The organism is Streptomyces typhae, from assembly GCF_009755605.1.
Taxonomy (GTDB): Bacteria; Actinomycetota; Actinomycetes; order Streptomycetales; family Streptomycetaceae; genus Streptomyces; species Streptomyces typhae.
The window spans coordinates 314,133-329,685 of the sequence record NZ_WPNZ01000007.1 but is presented as its reverse complement, the minus strand read 5'-3'; the positions used below and the strand labels follow the sequence as shown (position 1 = coordinate 329,685).

14 protein-coding genes are annotated in these 15,553 nt (G+C 73.4%); 6 read left to right on the top strand and 8 right to left on the bottom strand.

The window, feature by feature from the left end; translation table 11 throughout:
* Nucleotides 1–81 precede the first annotated feature (81 nt).
* From GPA10_RS15380 to GPA10_RS15365, 4 genes are all read left to right on the top strand, one after another.
* Entirely contained in the window at nt 82–1,092 is a 1,011-nt protein-coding gene (locus GPA10_RS15380) for an SDR family NAD(P)-dependent oxidoreductase (RefSeq protein ID WP_343040892.1), read from the top strand.
* 8 nt (nt 1,093–1,100) lie between these two features.
* Nucleotides 1,101–2,396: an acyl-CoA dehydrogenase family protein gene (locus GPA10_RS15375; protein WP_343040891.1), complete on the top strand. Its 1,296-nt coding sequence runs from the start codon at nt 1,101–1,103 to the stop codon at nt 2,394–2,396.
* A complete protein-coding gene (locus GPA10_RS15370) occupies nt 2,393–3,442 on the top strand; it encodes a Zn-dependent alcohol dehydrogenase (RefSeq protein ID WP_157165966.1) in 1,050 nt (349 codons plus the stop codon). The genes GPA10_RS15375 and GPA10_RS15370 overlap by 4 nt, the downstream gene beginning before the upstream one ends.
* Before the next feature lie 106 nt (nt 3,443–3,548).
* Nucleotides 3,549–4,766: an MFS transporter gene (locus GPA10_RS15365; protein WP_157165965.1), complete on the top strand. Its 1,218-nt coding sequence runs from the start codon at nt 3,549–3,551 to the stop codon at nt 4,764–4,766.
* 62 nt (nt 4,767–4,828) lie between these two features.
* Here GPA10_RS15365 and GPA10_RS15360 read toward each other — a convergent pair whose 3' ends face one another.
* Nucleotides 4,829–5,380: a GNAT family N-acetyltransferase gene (locus GPA10_RS15360; RefSeq protein ID WP_157166066.1), complete on the bottom strand. Its 552-nt coding sequence runs from the start codon at nt 5,378–5,380 to the stop codon at nt 4,829–4,831.
* Nucleotides 5,381–5,442: 62 nt separating this feature from the next.
* Nucleotides 5,443–6,459 (bottom strand): GlxA family transcriptional regulator, encoded by a 1,017-nt coding sequence (locus GPA10_RS15355; RefSeq protein WP_157165964.1) that lies wholly within the window; start codon nt 6,457–6,459, stop codon nt 5,443–5,445.
* A 72-nt stretch (nt 6,460–6,531) separates the two neighbouring features.
* Between GPA10_RS15355 and GPA10_RS15350 the strand changes: the two genes are divergently transcribed.
* Nucleotides 6,532–7,980 carry an MFS transporter gene (locus GPA10_RS15350; protein WP_343040890.1) on the top strand — a complete coding sequence of 483 codons (1,449 nt, stop codon included), beginning with the start codon at nt 6,532–6,534 and terminating at the stop codon, nt 7,978–7,980.
* Between the two features lie 3 nt (nt 7,981–7,983).
* Here the strand turns inward: GPA10_RS15350 and GPA10_RS15345 are convergent, their stop codons facing one another.
* The 3 genes from GPA10_RS15345 to GPA10_RS15335 are packed head-to-tail and all read right to left on the bottom strand — an operon-like array spanning nt 7,984 to nt 9,387.
* On the bottom strand, nt 7,984–8,709 hold the full coding sequence (locus tag GPA10_RS15345) for a flavin reductase family protein (RefSeq protein ID WP_246259105.1): 726 nt from the start codon (nt 8,707–8,709) through the stop codon (nt 7,984–7,986).
* Nucleotides 8,710–8,733: 24 nt separating this feature from the next.
* A complete protein-coding gene (locus GPA10_RS15340) occupies nt 8,734–8,979 on the bottom strand; it encodes a hypothetical protein (RefSeq protein ID WP_343040889.1) in 246 nt (81 codons plus the stop codon).
* Nucleotides 8,980–9,387, bottom strand: coding sequence for a DUF6415 family natural product biosynthesis protein (locus GPA10_RS15335; RefSeq protein ID WP_157165963.1), 408 nt, complete (start codon nt 9,385–9,387; stop codon nt 8,980–8,982).
* 204 nt (nt 9,388–9,591) lie between these two features.
* Between GPA10_RS15335 and GPA10_RS15330 the strand changes: the two genes are divergently transcribed.
* Nucleotides 9,592–10,182 carry an XRE family transcriptional regulator gene (locus tag GPA10_RS15330; protein ID WP_425505747.1) on the top strand — a complete coding sequence of 197 codons (591 nt, stop codon included), beginning with the start codon at nt 9,592–9,594 and terminating at the stop codon, nt 10,180–10,182.
* Between the two features lie 17 nt (nt 10,183–10,199).
* Here GPA10_RS15330 and GPA10_RS15325 read toward each other — a convergent pair whose 3' ends face one another.
* The 3 genes from GPA10_RS15325 to GPA10_RS15315 form a co-directional block, all read right to left on the bottom strand.
* Nucleotides 10,200–11,024, bottom strand: coding sequence for an enoyl-CoA hydratase/isomerase family protein (locus GPA10_RS15325; RefSeq protein WP_157165962.1), 825 nt, complete (start codon nt 11,022–11,024; stop codon nt 10,200–10,202).
* A gap of 312 nt (nt 11,025–11,336) precedes the next feature.
* On the bottom strand, nt 11,337–13,562 hold the full coding sequence (locus GPA10_RS15320) for an acetate--CoA ligase family protein (protein WP_157165961.1): 2,226 nt from the start codon (nt 13,560–13,562) through the stop codon (nt 11,337–11,339).
* Between the two features lie 302 nt (nt 13,563–13,864).
* A complete protein-coding gene (locus tag GPA10_RS15315; protein ID WP_157165960.1) occupies nt 13,865–15,133 on the bottom strand; it encodes a flavin-containing monooxygenase in 1,269 nt (422 codons plus the stop codon).
* Between the last annotated feature and the right edge of the window lie 420 nt (nt 15,134–15,553).

The window sequence follows — 15,553 nt, the reverse complement described above, 5'->3', positions numbered from 1 at the left end:
ACGCTCCCCGGGGCTTGTCTTCCCGTGTCCGGCGGGCCATAAAATCTAACGGGTCGTCAGAAACCGCGGGAAGGGGCCGGTGTGGGGAACTTCTTGGCAGGCAAGGTCATCGCCGTGACCGGCGCCGGGCGGGGCATCGGCCGGGCGGTCGCCCTCGCCGCGGCGGCCGAGGGCGCGAAGGTCGTCGTCAACGACTACGGCGTGTCGATCGAGGGCGGTGAGCCCACGAGCGAGGTCGCCGCCGCCGTCGTCAAGGAGATCGAGTCGGCGGGCGGCACGGCGGTCGCCGTCGCCGACGACGTCTCCACGATGGCGGGCGGACAGCGGATCGTCGACGTGGCCCTCGCCGAGTACGGGCGCGTGGACGGCGTCGTGTGCGTGGCGGGCATCCTGCGCGAGCGCATGCTGTTCAACATGTCCGAGCAGGAGTGGGACCCCGTCGTCGCCACCCATCTGAAGGGCACCTTCACCGTCTTCAGGGCCGCGTCCGCCGTCATGCGCGAGCAGCGCTCCGGCACCCTCGTCGGCTTCACCAGCGGCAACCACCAGGGCTCCGTGGCCCAGGCCAACTACAGCGCCGCCAAGGGCGGCATCATCTCCCTGGTCCGCAGCGCCGCGCTCGGCCTGCACAAGTACGGGGTCACCGCCAACGCCGTCGCCCCCGTCGCCCGCACCCGGATGTCCGCGAACGTCCCCATGGAACTCACGGAGATCGGCGAACCCGAGGACGTCGCCGCCCTCGTCGTCTACCTCCTCAGCGACCGGGCCCGGCAGGAGAGGATCACCGGCCAGGTGTACACCGTCGCAGGCCCGAAGATCGCCGTCTGGGCCCAGCCGCGCGAGCTGCGCGCCGGGTACGCGGAGGGCGGCTGGACACCCCGGAGGATCGCGGACTTCCTGCCGGGGACCGTGGGCACCGACCCGATGCCGATGCTGGGCAGGCTGGAGGAGATGGCTCGGGCCGCCGGGGCCGAGGAGCGGCCCAACGCGGCGCCGCCGTCCCCCGGGAAGCGCCCTGGGCCCGCCCCCGGGTCCGGAACCGCTTCCGCCGCCGGGTCCGGAACCTCTCCCGCCCCCGGCCCCAACGCCTAGGCCACGCCGTGGACTTCGCATTCGGGGCCGCGGACGAGGCCTTCCGGCGGGAGGCGCGGGGCTGGCTGGAGGAACACCTCGTGGGGGAGTTCGCGGCGGCGGCCGGGCGGGGCGGGCCCGGCAGCGAGCACGAGCGCGGGGGCGTGCGGCGGGCCTGGGAGCGGGAGCTGGGGCGGGGTGGGTGGATCGGGATCGGGTGGGGGGTCGGGGGCGGCGGCGAAGGTACCGGGTGCGGCAGAGGTGGGTGCGGCGGCGAAGGTACCGGAGGCGGCAGAGGTGGGTACGGGGTGCGGCGGGCCTCCCTGACGCAGCAGGTCGTGTGGGCCGAGGAGTACGCGCGCGTGCGCGCGCCGGGCCGCTGCGGGCACGTAGGCGAGAACCTGCTGGCGCCCACCCTCCTCGCGTACGGCAGCAAGCAGCAGCAGGACACGTTCCTGCCGACCATCGCGCGCGGGGAGGCCCTGTGGTGCCAGGGCTACAGCGAACCGGGCGCCGGGTCCGACCTGGCGGGCGTGCGCACCGCCGCCGTTCGGGACGGCGACGGGACGTACCGCGTGACCGGCCAGAAGATCTGGACGTCCCTCGCGCACGAGGCGGACTGGTGCTTCGTGCTCGCCCGCACGGAGCCGGGCTCCCACCGGCACCAGGGGCTCTCCCTGCTCCTGCTGCCCATGGACCAGCCCGGACGCGTGGAGGTCCGCCCGATCAGGCAGCTCACCGGGACCAGCGAGTTCAACGAGGTCTTCTTCGACGGCGCCCGCGCGCGCGGCGACCACGTGGTGGGCGGCGCGGGCAACGGCTGGCGGGTCGCCATGGGTCTGCTCGGCTTCGAGCGCGGGGTGGCCACGCTGGCCCAGCAGATCGGTTTCGCGCGGGAGTTGGAGGACGTCGTGCGCGCGGCGCTGCGCGGCGACGGCGCGGCCGACCCGGTGTACCGCGACCGCCTGGTGCGGCAGTGGGCGGAGCTGCGCGTCATGCGCTGGAACGCGCTCCGCACGCTGGGGAGCACCGGCGGACCGGGGGACGACGCGGGCGCGCCCAGCGTGGCCAAGCTGCTGTGGGGCGGCTGGCACCAGCGCCTGGGGGAACTGGCGCTTGCCGTACGCGGCACGGCGGCCGCCGTCGGCCCCACGGACTGGCGCGCCGACGCCCCGTACGAACTGGACGCCGCGCAGCGCCTGTTCCTCTTCTCCCGTGCCGACACCGTGTACGGCGGCTCCGACGAGATCCAGCGGAACATCATCGCCGAGCGGGTGCTCGGCCTGCCGAAAGAGGCCAAGGGGCCGGTGAGGGGTACCCCATGAGAGGCGTGGTGTGCGACGGGGAGCGCGTCCAGGTCGTCGACGACCTGGAGGTACGGGACCCGGGGCCCGGGGAGGTCCTGGTGGCCGTCGCGGCGGCCGGCCTGTGCCACAGCGACCTGTCGGTCCTCGACGGGACGATTCCCTTCCCGCGGCCCGTGGTGCTCGGCCACGAGGGCGCGGGCGTCGTCGAGGCCGTCGGAGCGGGCGTCGCGCACGTCGCGCCCGGCGACCACGTGGCCCTGTCCACCATCGCGAGCTGCGGGGCCTGCGCCGAGTGCGGCCGGGGCCGCCCCACGATGTGCCGCAAGGCCATCGGCAGGCCGCAACAGCCCTTCGCGCGGGCCGGGAAGCCGCTCCACCAGTTCGCCGCGAACTCCGCGTTCGCCGAACGCACCGTCGTCAAGGCCGTCCAGGCCGTGCGGATCCCCGAGGAGATCCCGCTGACGTCCGCGGCGCTCATCGGCTGCGGCGTGGTCACCGGCGTCGGCGCGGTCCTCAACCGCGCGCGGGTCGCGTACGGCGACTCCGTCGTCGTCATCGGCACGGGCGGCATCGGCCTGAACGTCCTCCAGGGCGCCCGCGTCGCCGGTGCCACGACGATCGTGGCCGTGGACTGCGACCCCGCCAAGGAGGCGATGGCCCGGCAGTTCGGCGCCACCCACTTCCTTCCCACGGCGGACGCCGTCCCACAGATCCTGCCGACCGGCGCGGACCACGCCTTCGAATGCGTGGGCCGCGTGGAGCTGATCCGGCAGGCCGTCGACGTACTCGACCGGCACGGCCAGGCCGTCCTGCTCGGCGTGCCACCCGCGCAGGCCGAGGCGTCGTTCCTCGTCTCCTCCCTGTTCCTGGACAAGTCGATCCTCGGCTGCCGCTACGGATCGGCCCGCCCGCAACGGGACTTCGCGCTGTACGCCGACCTGTACCTGGCGGGGCGCCTGCTGCTCGACGAACTGGTGACGCGGACGTATCCGGTGGAGGAGTTCGCGGCGGCGCGGGCGGACGCGGAGGCGGGGAAGGTGGCGCGGGGGGTGCTGGTGTTCTGAGAAGGCTCGCGGGGGGGCGCTGGTGTTCTGCGAAAGCTCGCGGGGGCGCTGGTGTTCTGAGAAAACTCCTGGGGCGTTGTCAGTGGTGTGTCCTACCGTCGTTCCCATGAGCTATCGCGACATCGCCTCGCGGCAGACCCTGGCCTGGGCGGCCGTGTCCGTGGGCGCCCGGATGCCCGTGGCCATGGCGCCCCTCGCCCTGGTCTTCCTCGTTCGCGAACGGGACGGGGGTTACACACTGGGTGCGATGCTCGCCGCGGCCTACGTCATCGGTGAGATCGCAGGCGCCCCCTTCCTCGGCATGCGGATGCGGGCCGAGCGGGCCAGGCCGCAGCTGGCCGCGGGCCTGGCCGCCGGCGCGGTGGGCTTCGGGGCGCTCGGAGCGCTGCCCGGAGCGCCCGCCGCGGTGCTCGCGGTGTGCGCGTTCGTCGCCGGTGCCGCGCCCGCCGCCGCTCCCGGCGGTCTGCGTGCCCTGCTCAACGGCATGGTCCCGGAGCGGGCCGTGGCGCAGGCGATGTCCGCCGAGTCGATCCTGGTCTTCATGATCTGGGCGGCGGCCCCCGCGACGGTGGCGGGGCTCGCGCTCGGGGTCGCGCCGGGCCTGCCGCTGCTCCTCGCCGCCGTCCTGATGGCGCTGTCCGTGCCGGGCCTGTGGACGCTGCCCGCGGGCTGGAAGGCGGACGAGTCCGACCGGGAAGGCGAGTCGATGCTGCGCATCATGGCCCGCGCCTGGCCGGTGTACGTGACGGGTGCGGCAGGACTCTCGCTCCTGGCCCTCGCCGAGCTGATCCTGCCCGCGCTCCTGGAGCAGCGGGAGATATCCGTCGGCATGTCGGGCCCGCTGCTCGCGGGACTCGCGGTCGGCTCCGCGGCCGGCTCCTTCGTGTACGGGCTGCGGACCTGGCCGGGGCGCCTGCGCAGACAGAGCCTGGTGTGCATGCTCGGCGTCTGCGGCTGCCTCGCCGTGATCGCCGTGCTGCCGACGGCGCCATGGCTCGCGGTGGTCCTCGTCTGCGCGGGTTTCCTCCAGGCCGGTGCGATGCTCACCCGGCATCTGACCCTCCGCGAGGTCCTGCCCCCGAGCGCGCTCGCCGCGGGCTACTCGGTGATGTACGCGGCCGTGGGTGCCGGTTACGCGGCGAGCGGCTCCCTGGCGGGCGCCCTCCTCAGCGTCACCACGCCCTCCACGGCGATCCTGGCCGGGGTGGCCATGACGGTGGTCCTGACGCTGGTGGGCACGCTGGCGGAGGTCCGCCCGGCCCCGGCACCGGCCACGGCACCGGATGTTCCGGCTCCGTCGAACTCTGTGGCACGGCCGAGTTGAGGTGGACGCCCAGTCGCGCTGCGCGCTCGTCCTCAAACGCCGGACGGGCTGGTCTGCGGGGCTCAGCGCCCCGCGCGCCACTCCGGGGCGAGGACCGACCAGATCTCCTGGTCGTGCCGCTGCCCCCGGTAGAGGTAGCTGTCCCGCAGCACGCCCTCGCGGGACATGCCGAGCCGCCGTGCCACGGCGATGCTGGGCGCGTTGCCGGAGGAGACCCACCAGTCGACGCGGTGGATCCCGCGTTCCTCGACGGCCCAGTCGATGAGGACCCGGCACGCCCGGGTGACGAGCCCCTTGCCGGCCGCGGCGGGCTCCAGCCAGCAGCCCGCCTCGGCGGTGCCCTGGGCGACGTCCATGGTGCGCAGGATGACCGCGCCGACGAGCGCGCCGTCCAGGTGGATGCCGCAGATCCGGCCGGTGTCGGTGGCGGCCTTGTCGGCGTAGGCCTGTAGGTAGGCCCGGCTCGACGCCAGGTCGGTGACGACGTCGGGCAGCCCGTTGTGCTGCCCGATGAACTCCCGCCCCCGGTCGATGTGGGCCAGGAACTCGTCGGCCTGCCAGGGCTCCAACGGGCGCAGCTCCGCGCCGTCGGCACCGAGGGATATCGCGTACATCGGCGTCCTCATCGGGATCCTCCCCGTCCACCGCGGCGTACGTCACCGCGGCTGCGGGATCATTATCGGTCGGCGTCCGCGGCGCGGAACGTCCGCCGGTAGGTGGTGGGGGTCACCCCGAGGGCCGTCTGCAGGTGCTGGCGCATGGACTGGGCGGTGCCGAAGCCCGCGTCCCGGGCGACCTGGTCGACCGACAGGTCGCTGGATTCGAGGAGGTGCCGGGCCCGCTCCACCCGCTGCCGCGTCAGCCACTGCCCGGGGCTGACCCCGGCCTCCTCGCGGAACCGGCGGGTGAAGGTCCGCACGGACATCGCCTCCTGCTCGGCCATGTCCCGCAGCTGGATCGGCTCGTGCAGCCGCCCGAGCGCCCACGCCCGCGCCGTGGTCGTCGTCGCGACCTGCGGTTCGGGCACGGGCCGCCGGATGTACTGGGCCTGCCCGCCGTCACGGTGGGGCGGCACCACGGTGCGGCGGGCGACCTCGTTGGCGACGGCCGTGCCGTGGTCCCGGCGTACCAGATGCAGACACAGGTCGAGGCCGGCGGCGACCCCCGCCGACGTCAGCACGTCGCCGTCGTCGATGAACAGCACGTCCGCGTCCACGTCGACCGCGGGGAAGAGCCGCTGGAAGTGTTCGGCCGACGACCAGTGCGTGGTGGCGGGACGCCCGTCCAGATATCCGGCCGCCGCGAGGACGTAGCCGCCGGTGCAGATGGACACGAGCCGGGTGCCGGGCCGCAGGTGGGCGAGGGCGGCCGCCAGCTCGTCCGTGAGGCGGCCCTCCTCGTACACGGGCCCCAGTTCGTAGGAGGCGGGCACGACGAGGGTGTCCGCGGCGGCGAGCGCCTCCGGCCCGTGCTCGGTGAGGATCGCGAAGTCGGCGTCCGTACGGACCGGCCCCGGCGGCCGGACCGAGCAGGTCACGACGGAGTACAGCGGCCGGCCCGCGGCGTTCCTGGCCCGCCCGAAGATCCGCTGCGGGATGCCGAGTTCGAAGGGGATGACGCCGTCGAGGGCGAGGACGACGACCCGGTGCTGCTTGCCGAGTTCCTTACGGGATTCCTGCACGGCTCGATCCATGGCCCGATCCTAGCGAAGGCTGTCCCTCGGGCCACTCGTCGGCGGTGATCGGCGCCACGGAAGCTGTCTGACGTGAGCGAGACAATGAATCCGCAGCCGCAGCCGCAGCCGCAGCCGCAGCAGCCGCAGCAGCCGCAGCAGCCGCCGCAGTCGCCGCGGACGCCGGGAACACTCCAGGCGGAAGTGGGGGACGAGACGGCCGGGCCGGTCGAGCCGAGCGGGTCGCCGCGCCCAGGGCGCAAGGGCCGGCGAACCGTCCGCGTCCGCCGCGTCCGCCGCGTGCACCGGGCCTGGTTCGTCGCCGCTGTCGCCTTCGTGACGATCATCGGCGGCGCCGCCTTCAACTCGCTGCCGGGCCTGCTCATCGACCCGCTGCACGACGAGTTCGGCTGGTCCCGGGGCGAGATCGGCTTCGCGGTGTCCATCGACATGGCGCTGTACGGCCTGACCGCGCCGTTCGCCGCGGCGCTCATGGACCGCTTCGGCATCCGCAAGGTCGTCGTGGCCGCCCTCGGCCTGGTCGCGGCCGGCGACCTGCTCAGCGTATGGATGACGGCGAGCTGGCAGCTGATGCTCTACTGGGGCCTGCTCGTGGGCCTCGGCACCGGATCGATGGCGCTCGCCTTCTCGGCGACGGTCACCAACCGCTGGTTCGTTCGGCGCCGCGGCCTGGTCACGGGCATCCTGACGGCGGCAGGCGCCTCCGGGCAGCTGGTGTTCCTGCCGCTGTGCGCGTGGATCGTGGACGAGCACGGCTGGCGGCCCGCGTCGGTGACGGTGGCGCTGGCGGCGCTGGTCGTGGTCCCGTTCGTGTGGCTGCTGCTGCGCGACCATCCGGCGGACGTGGGACTCGCCCCGTACGGCGGGGAGTACGTACCGAAGCCGGAACCGGCGCGGGGCGCGGCGCGCAGGACGGTACGTGTGCTCCTGGACGCCGCGCGCACGGGCCCTTTCTGGCTGCTCGCGGGCTCGTTCGCAATCTGCGGTGCCTCCACTAACGGCCTGATCCGCACGCACTTCGTGCCCTCCGCGCACGACCACGGCATGCAGATCACCGCGGCTGCGTCGCTGCTCGCCGTCATCGGCGTCTTCGACGTCGTGGGCACGATCGCGTCCGGCTGGCTGACTGACCGCTTCGAGGCGCGCCGCCTGCTCGCGGTCTACTACGCGCTGCGGGGCGTCTCGCTGCTCTTCCTGCCGATGCTCCTGGCACCGACCGTGCACATCCCGATGATCTTCTTCATCGTCTTCTACGGCCTCGACTGGGTGGCGACGGTCCCGCCCACGCTGGCCCTGTGCCGTGAGCACTACGGTGCCGACAGCGCCATCGTCTTCGGCTGGGTCCTCGCCTCGCACCAGGTGGGGGCGGCGGTGGTCGCCTTCCTCGGCGGTGTCGCGCGGGACGTCTTCGGGTCGTACGACGTGGTCTGGTACGCGTCCGGGGCGCTGTGCGCGGCGGCGGCGCTGATGGCGCTGGTGATCCGGCGCAATGTGCCGGAGGTGGCGGCGTCGGCGGCGTGAGCGTCACGCGCGGGGCGTGAAGTCGCCGAAGGCGCCGCGGTGGAAGAGCAGCGGCGCGGCGGCCCCGGCCTCGGCGCCGAGCGCTTCCACGCGCCCCACGACGATGAGGTGGTCGCCGCCGGTGTGCACGGCGTGCACGGTGCAGTCGATCCAGGCGGGCACCCCCGCGAGCCGCGGCGACCCGGTGACCGGCGCGACGTCGTACGCGACCCCCGCGAACTTGTCCGCCCCGCCCGCCCCGCTGACCGCGAAGGCGCGGCACAGCGGGCCCTGGCCGGCACCGAGGACGTTCACGCAGAAGACGCCGGCGCGGGCGATGCGGGGCCAGGTGGTGGACGACCTGGCGACCATGAAGGAGATGAGGGGCGGGTCGAGGGAGAGGGAGGAAAAGGACTGGCAGGCGAAGCCTGCGGGGCCGGGGGCGGCACCCGGGGGTCCCGGGTGCCCTCGGGTTCCCAGGTTCCCTGCGGGCACCAGGTCCCCTGCCGTTCCTGGGTTCCCTGTGGGTTCCGGGTCCCCTGCCGGTGCCGTCACGACCGTCACGCCGGTCGCGAAGTGCCCCAGTACGCGGCGGAACTCGGCCCCGTCGACCGGCGCCCGCTCGTCCTCGCGGACGGCCCGCAGATGGGGCGGCGGCAACGCCTCGACCTCCGGCCCCGCCGAGGTCGGCGCCCCGACGGACCGGAGATATCGGACGACGGTGGCCGCCATGCCTGCGTGTCCCATCATGGCTCCATTGAACCTGACGGTGCGTCAGTTCGGAAGGGGTGAGGCCCGGTGGGTCCCTCTGGTCTTGACCTTGTGGAGGGCGGCAAGCGCGCGGAGTTGCCGCCGCTCGGCCGCTGTCGCCGGGCGGATCGCCCCCGGCGGTACCGACCAGGTGAGCCCCGCCGGGCGGACCAGGGCGACCCTGGATCCGTCGAACCCGGTCACGCGGGCGGGCATCTCGTAGCTCCGGTCGTACACGACCATGCCCACATGGATCGCCTGCCTGTCCACTCAGGACACCTTCCGGGACCAGCGGCGTGGCGGCGCGTCAGAGAGATTCTCCTGGTGGTCCAGGAGCGCGTTCAGTACGCGGGCGAGCTTCTGCGAGTGAGCGATCCCTGCGGCCGGTCCCGCAGGAGGTGCCACGTTGAGTTTCATGCGTGCTTCGCCCAGGCATGCCCGCGCGCACGTGGCCGGTACGTCATCGTCGGGGAACCATGCGGTGGCGGCCTCCACCTCCGGGATCAGGAGCATGATGTGCCCCCGCAGGAGGAGAGTCAGATCGTTCAGTTCCTTGGGATCGGTCACCACCTCCGCTCCCGGCGACAGCAGACGCGACGTGGTCCGGCGCATCATGACTGCGTCCACGGGCCCCTCGCGTACTGCGGCCCGGGCGCCCTCGGCTGCCGCGTTTCCCATGACTGACTCCATCCGCTCGGCTACCACCGCAGGATTGCCGACCCGGACGGACGTATCTGAGCCATTTCTACGGACAGTTGACGCATCGGGGCGCTACCTTGCAAAAGGTCCAAATGTCCGTGGGGGAGACCTTGAATACATCGCTGAGGCACGCTATGGACGCTGCCAACCAGTCACCCCGACGTTTGGCTGCACGCGTTGGGAGTGGATGAAGACATGCTCTGGCCCAAAGCCGTCAAGGAGCGGCTGAAGACAGGTGGGGACCTGGAGATCGTCCAGAGTTACCCCTACCGTTCCGCGGCCCCGTCGACACTCTGGGGCTCCTTGTCCGAAGAGACCCGGGAAGAGCTGTTCCTGAGCGGCTACACCAACTACTTCTTCTGGACGCTGGTTCCGGCGTTCTCGCAGGTACTCCGGCGCAAGACGCGTGACGGCGTTCGGGTCCGCTTTCTGCTCGGTGATCCGGGAGGCGAGGTCACCCGGCAGCGGGAAGCCGTCGAGGACATTGCTCTCTCGGTCTCCACGCGCATCAACATGACCTTGGAAGAACTGGCGCGGCTCGACCCGGTGGAGGGGCTGGAGGTGCGCTTCAGCGCACCCGAGGACGCCATCAACCATGTGTCCCTGTCAGTCTTCCGGTTCGACGGCGACGCGTTGGTGACCCCCCACCTGGCCAGGCTGGTCGGCCACGACTCGCCCCTGCTGCACCTGCGGCGGGTCGGCGAGGGCGGCATGTTCGATCGCTTCTCCGAGCATGCCGAGGAGCTGTGGTCCAGGTCCCGGTCCGTGGGATAGCCGCGGGATGATCGAGCTCAGTGGCCCCGGTACGCGGGCTGCCTGCGTTCCACGAACGCTCGCACTCCCTCCTGCGCGTCCCGCGTCGTCATGTTGATCTCCTGTGCGGCGGCCTCCGCGGCGAGGGCGGTGGTGCGGTCCGACTCCAGGGAGGCGTTCACGAGCTGCTTGGTGAGGGCGAGGGCGCGGGTGGGGGCCGCGGCCAGGCGGTCCGCCCAGGCGCGGGTCGTCTTCTCCAGGTCGGCGTCCGGGACGACACGGTTGACCAGGCCCAGGCGGGCCGCCTCCGTGGCGTCGATCGCGTCGCCGAAGAACATCAGTTCCTTGGCGCGCTGGGGGCCGATCAGTCGGGGGAGCAGATAGGCGCCCCCGCCGTCCGGGACCAGGCCCCTGCGGGCGAACACCTCGATGAAGCGGGCCGACTCCGCCGCCAGGACCAGGTCGCAGGCCAGGGCCAGGTGGGCGCCCAGGCCCGCCGCCGTGCCGTTCACCGCCGCGAGGACCGGTTTCTCGCAGTCCAGGACCGCGGTGATCAGGCGCTGGGCGCCCTGTCTGAGGGTGCGGGAGATGTCGCCCGCCTGGCGTTCCGCGGTGGGGGGCGGGGTGCCGGTGCCGACCCGGAGGTCCGCGCCGGCGCAGAAGCCCTTGCCGGTGGCTGTGAGGACGACGGCTCGCACCGTCGGGTCGGTGGTCGCTCCCTCCAGGAGGGTGATCAGGTCGTCGCGTTGGGTGGGGGTGAGGGCGTTCAGGACGTCCGGGCGGTTGAGGGTGATCCAGGAGATGCCTTGGGCGTCGAGGGTGTGGAGGAGGGCGGGGGCGGAGGTTGGGTCGGGGGTGGGCATGTGGGGTCCGTTTCGGTGTGGGTGGGTGGGTGGGTGGGTGGATGTGGCCTCGCGGGGCGCCCCAGTCCCGCCCCCTTCCCGTAACCAGGGGCGCTGCGCCCCCTGGACCCCAGCTCTTGTCGGCGCTGCGCGCCTCGTCCTCAAACGCTGGACGGGCTGGAAATACGCCGGGGCGGGTGGGAGAGAAGGGTGGGTGGGTGGGGGAAGACCGCCGCGGAGCGGCGGCTCGTTGCGGGGCCGTCGCCGGACGGGGTGGGTGTGGCCCCTCGACCCCGGTGCGGGTGGAGGGCGGGTGGAAGGGCGGGTGCCCCCTCAGTGGCAGACGGCCAAGGCGTCCAGGGCCACAGCCCCCTGCCCCCGGTCCAGCACGACCAGCGGGTTGATGTCGAGCTCGGCGAGGGAGTCCCCGAGTTCGAGGGCCATGCGCTGGACGCGCAGGACGACCTCGACCAGGGCGTCGACGTCGGCGGGGGCCGCGCCCCGGACCCCGTCGAGGAGGGCGCGCCCGCGCAGGGCGGCGACCATGCGGCGGGCCTCCTCCTCGCCGAACGGCGGCACCCGTACCGCGACGTCCCGCAGCACCTCCACGAGCACCCCGCCGAGCCCGACCGTGACCGTCGGCCCGAAGAGCGGGTCGGGGGCGACGCCGACGACCATCTCGACGCCGACGGGTACCAGTTGGCAGACCAGGACGCCGTCGAGGCCGACGCCCTCGTAGCGGGCGATGTCGGTGAGGTCCCGGTAGGCGTCGCGGACCTGGCTGGCGGAGGTGAGGCCGACCCTGACCAGGCCGAGCTCGGTCTTGTGGGCGATGCCGGCGCCGGACGCCTTCATGACGACGGGGTAGCCGACCAGGCCCGCCGCCCGTACGGCAGCCGCCGCGCTGGTGACCAGTTGCTCGCGCGGTACGCGGATCCCGTACGCCCGCAGGAGTTGCTTCGCCGCGTGTTCGCTCAGGCGGTGGCCCGGTTCGAGGAGGGCCTGGGCCTTGCGGAAGGACGGCGAGACGGTGCGCGGGGCCTCGTCGAAGGGGGAGCGGTAGGAGGACGTGAACCGGTGGTGGTCGACGTACGCCCGTACCGCGCCGATGCAGTTGGCGAACGTACGGAAGGTGGCGACCCGCGACGAGCCGAGCAGCGTCTGGCGGTACGCGGCCTCCGTGCCCACCGGCGACCCCCACACCACGCACACCAGCTTGTCCGTCTCCTCGGCCGCCGCCACCAGGTCCTCGGCGAGCTTGTCGCTCATCGGGGGGAAGGGGCCGGTGATCGGGCAGATGAGGACGCCGACGTCGGGGTCGGCCAGGATCGCGTCGATGATCTTCCGGCCGCGCCAGTCCCCGACCGGGTGGCCGCCGTTGTCCACCGGGTTGGCGACGTTCAGGTAGTGGGGGATCCAGTCGTGGAGTTCGGCCTGCTTGGCGGCGGACAGCGTCGGCAGGCGCAGGCCCGCCCCGGTGGCGAGGTCGGCGAAGTGGGCGCCGGTGCCGCCCGAGATCGAGTACACGACGACCCCGTCCGACCGCGGTGGCCGCGCCCGCGCCAACAGCGCGGCCGTGTCCTGGAGTTCGTCGAGCCCGTCGACACGGATCACCCCGAACTGCCGCATCGCCGCGTCCACGACGGCGTCGGACCCGGTCAGCTTGCCGGTGTGCGACGCGGCCGTGCGCGCCCCGGTCTCGGTGCGCCCCACCTTGACCGCGACCACCGGCACCCCGCGCCGGGCCGCCCGGTCGGCGGCCAGCAGGAAGGCGCGACCGTCCTTCAGCCCCTCCACGTACGCGGCGATCGCGCCGACCTCGGGCTGCTCGGCGAAGTACGAGATGAAGTCCGCGGTCTCCAGATCGGCCTCGTTGCCGGTCGGTGCCCAGTGGGAGAGGCGCACCCCGAGCTCCTGGAGGGTGAAGACGGGACGGCCCTGGTGGCCGGACTGGGTGATCAGCGCGATGGCGGGGCCTTCCAGGTCGTCGCGGAACTCCTCGAAGGCGTTGAGGTTGGTGTTCGGGCCGAGGAGGCGCACCCCCGCGCGGCCGGCCGCCGCGGCGAGCCGCTCCTGCTCGGCGGCGCCCGCGTCGCCGGACTCCGCGAACCCGGCCGCGAACGCCACGGCGAACTTCACCTTGGCCTCCGCGAGTTCCTCGACGACCGGCAGCGGATCGCCGACCAGGAGCACGGCCAGGTCGACTGTCTCGGACAGCTCCCCGACCGAGCGGACGCACGGCCGGCCGAAGACGGCGTCACGGGTCGGATGCACGGGGTGCAGCCGCGCGCCGACCCGCTCGGACCAGTCGAGCAGGCGGCGCGTGATGCCCGTGTTGGGCCGTCCCTCGGCGTCGGACGCGCCGATGACGGCGACGGACTCGGGGTGGAAGAACCGGTCGAGGTCGGGTACGTCGGCGTACAGCGGCCGGCCGCCGACGTCCAGGTCGCCGGCTGCCGCGGCGCGGCCGTGGACGGTGGCGGCGGGAAGGCTGCCGCAGGCCACCGCGCGGGCGCGGCGGGGGTCGGAGGTGAAGGTGCCGTATGTCGATCCAAGCATCGGTCCGCCCGCTCCTGTGTGACAGCAACATAACTGACGCATAGTCAGATTACTGAACTGACGTTGCGTCAGGAATGGGGCTGCGTGTATTTGACGACGGTGCGGGGAGGTCGTCGTACCGGTACGGAGGAGTCGTGGTGTGTCGGGGCGCGGCCGGGTACGGAGGAGTCGCCCGGGGAGGGTGCGACAGCTGCGTACGCCCGGTAACACCACGGAACCGCAGAAACCGGCCGCTGCCAAGGGCGCGCGGGCGAACTGGCCGGTTACTTACGGGTCGGTAGGCCCCGGGGGGCCGTAGCCCCTCACCCGCGAGCCTCGGCGCGCGCCTGTGCGCGAGCCTTCGCGCGCGCCTGTGCCTGCGCCCGTGCCTGCGCCCGTGCCTGTGCTTTCGCCACCGCCCCCGCGATCCGTCCGGCGTCCCTGGCCAGTTCGCGCAGCATCCCGCTGATGGGGTTGGTGAAGCCGGTGAAGTACAGGTCGGGGGCGCCCGGCGCGGTGCGCGGGCCGTGCGCCCGGGGGCGCCCGCGGTCGTCGAGCACGCCGAGGTGGCCGAGCAGTGGTTCCAGGGCGCGGTGGTAGCCGGTGGCGGCGATGACGGCGTCCGGGCCCACGCGGCTGCCGTCCGCGAGGACGACCTTGTCCTGCTCGAAGGACTCCACGGCTGCCACCGGCTCGACGCGGCCCGCGCGCACGGCGTCGATCAGGCCGACGTCCTGCACCGGGATGGCGCCCTGCCGGACCCGGGAGTAGAGGCCGGTCCGCGGGCGCGGCAGCCCCCGCGCGGACAGGTCGGGCACGCTCACCCGCGCCACCACGCGGGCGAGGCGGTCGACCACGGGCAGTGGCAGTCGGCGGCACAGGATGCCGGAGCGCTGCGCGGGCCACCCGGCCGTGGACCGGCGCACGATGTGCGGCGTCGTGCGCACCGCGAGCCGCACCCGGGCGGCGCCGCCCTCGACGAGGTCGACGGCGATCTCCGCACCGGTGTTGCCGACGCCGACGACCAGGACGTCCTTGCCTGCGTACGGGGCGGGGTTGCGGTAGGCGCTCGCGTGCAGCAGGTCGCCGGTGTAGGCCTCACGGCCGGGCCAGTCCGGCAGGCGCGGGGTGTGGTTGTGGCCGGTGGCGATCACGACGGCGCTGCCGGTGAGCTCGCGGCCGCCGGTGGCGCGGAGGAGCCAGCCGGCGTCGTCGGCCGTCCGCTCCAGGCGGGAGACCTCCACGCCGGTGACGACCTCCAGGCCGTGGTGCTCGGCGTACTTCTCCAGATAGCGGACCACGTCGTCGCGCGCGACCCAGCGCCCGAAGGAGCGCGGTATCGCGAGGCCCGGCAGGCCGGAGAGGCGGCGGGTGGTGTGCAGCCGGAGGCGGTCGTAGTGCGCGCGCCAGGAGTCGCCGACCCGGTCGGACTTCTCCAGGACGACGGCGCGTACGCCGCGGGCGCGCAGCGCGGCCGCGGTGGCGAGCCCGCCGGGGCCGCCGCCGATGACGTAGACCGGGCGGTCGTCGGCCGGGCGCCTGGTCGCGGGGCGCTCGGCGCGGCGCGCGCGGGAGGTGGTGGAGTCGGCCATGTTCTGGAGCGTAACCACGCCGTCACTTGATGGGTGACGGTCAAGTCCGAAACCGGTTGCGATCCGATCACGCGTACGGACGCGCGCGCACCCTTTCCTGTACTCCCGTGACGCTTCTGTCGTCCTGTCGCCCTTCGCATTGAACTGACATACCGTCAGGTCGAGGAGGTGTCGGTGCCCGGAACATCCCTGGCGGGGTGGGGCGGGGCGGCGGCCCGAGGCGGGAAGAGGCGGGAAGAGGGGGCGCGGCGTGGAGGCGTTCGGGTACGGCGGCGGCGGTCGGTGCACGATGCACCGCTCCCGGGGCGGTGTGCGGTCGGGGAGTCGGGGCCGGTGGGGCGAAAAGGGCTGGTTTGAGGGGCGTGCGGGGGGCTTGTGGGCCGTCTTGTGCGCCGTAGGGGATGAGGGCGGGGCGGGTCC